This is a genomic window from Streptomyces sp. NPDC056231 (genome assembly GCF_048270745.1).
Lineage (GTDB): Bacteria > Actinomycetota > Actinomycetes > Streptomycetales > Streptomycetaceae > Streptomyces.
In genome coordinates, this window is record NZ_JBLVKW010000213.1 from 1 (window position 1) to 1,007 (window position 1,007).

Genomic DNA, 1,007 nt, shown 5'->3' on the forward strand with positions numbered 1-1,007 from the left:
CGGTGCAGAACTACTACCGCGATGCCGCGGGCCGCCTGCTCTGGCGCACGGAGGAGGACGGCGGACCCGGGCTTGCGCCGTCGTCCCGGGCGATCGTCTCTCCCTACGACACCTCGGCCCGCTACGCACGTCACGGACACATCGTCAGCTGGAGAGGGTTCTCCGCTCATCTGACCGAGACCTGTGCCCCCGACGGCCCCAACGTGATCACGGATGTGGCCACCACCGCGGCCACCACGCACGACAGCCAGGTCCTGCCCGGCATCCACACTCGCCTGGGGCGTCGCGGCCTGCTGCCCGCCGAGCACCTGGTCGACAGCGGCTACACCTCCCTGGTCCATCTGGAACAGGCCGCCCGCGAACACCAGGTCACCGTCACCGGACCGCTGCCGGGTAACCCCACCCGCCAGCACCGTCGAGGCGAGGGCTTCGGCCGGGACGACTTCCACATCGACTTCGACCGCCGGCAGGTGACCTGCCCCCAGGGCCAGGTCAGCCGAGGCTGGCACGGTCCCTACCCGACGTCCTCGCCCACCGCGGCCCCGCTGATCGTGGCGCGGTTCACCAAGGGTCAGTGCCGGCCCTGCCCGGTCCGCGCCCAGTGCACCACCTCCCGCGAAAGCGCCCGCAACGTGGGTTTCCCACCGCGAGAACTCCGCGACCTGCAACTCCGCGTCCGGACCGAGCAGCAGACACCCGAGTGGAAGGCGCGGTACGCGGTCCGTTCCGGGGTGGAGGGCACCGTCAACGAGTTCGCCCACGGCCACGGCATGCGCCGCTGCCGCTACCGAGGCCAGGACAAGGCCCACCTCCAGCACGTCCTGACCGCCATCGCCGTCAACATCGAGCGCCTCAGTGGACTGCCGCCGACCGGGGAAGCGCCCCCACCCCGACGGCCCACCGCCTTCCAGAATTACCTGGACCAGCACAACATCCACCGGCCGAAGTCCTGGAGAAGCAGCGGTAGTTGACACCGCTCATTCCAAGATCCCCGACAGAGTCAAGCT

General features: G+C 70.0%; 1 protein-coding gene. It reads left to right on the forward strand.

The annotated features are described in order from the left end of the window. Positions 1-971 (forward strand): transposase (locus tag ACNPQM_RS44200; RefSeq protein ID WP_418088423.1); only part of this gene is annotated, 971 nt, incomplete at its 5' end. Between the last annotated feature and the right edge of the window lie 36 nt (positions 972-1,007).